Here is a 329-nt window from a genome sequence, read left to right as displayed (position 1 = left end):
GCGCTTGAGTCGACGCTGGGGCTGGTTCAGGCTCACCTGGACAGTGAGGTTCCGTTGTGGGTGCTGACGCGGGGTGCCGCGGCTGTGGGCTCGGACGATCTGGTGTCGGCCGTGCAGTCGCAGGTGTGGGCGCTCGGGCAGATCGTGGGGCTGGAGCAGCCTGTCGGTTGGGGTGGTCTGATCGACGTCCCGGTGGAGTGGGACGAGCGGGCGGCGACTTCGCTGGCTGCCGTGCTGGCGGCTGGTGAGGGTGAGGACCAGGTCGCGGTGCGGTCGTCCGGGGTGTACGGGCGTCGTCTGGTGCGCGCGCCTCTCGGCTCCAACCCGGC

The 329-nt window shown here is 71.1% G+C and carries 1 protein-coding gene; it reads left to right on the top strand.

Annotated features, from left to right (window positions below; genetic code table 11):
- Window positions 1-84 precede the first annotated feature (84 nt).
- The coding region (locus KUM44_RS31090; protein ID WP_217213104.1) for a hypothetical protein at window positions 85-329 on the top strand (245 nt) is incomplete at its 3' end.

This window comes from Streptomyces sp. AC550_RSS872 (assembly GCF_019049285.1).
In the GTDB taxonomy this organism is placed as follows: domain Bacteria; phylum Actinomycetota; class Actinomycetes; order Streptomycetales; family Streptomycetaceae; genus Streptomyces.
Note: the sequence above shows the minus strand (reverse complement) of the source record. Positions and strands in the feature narration are given on the sequence as shown.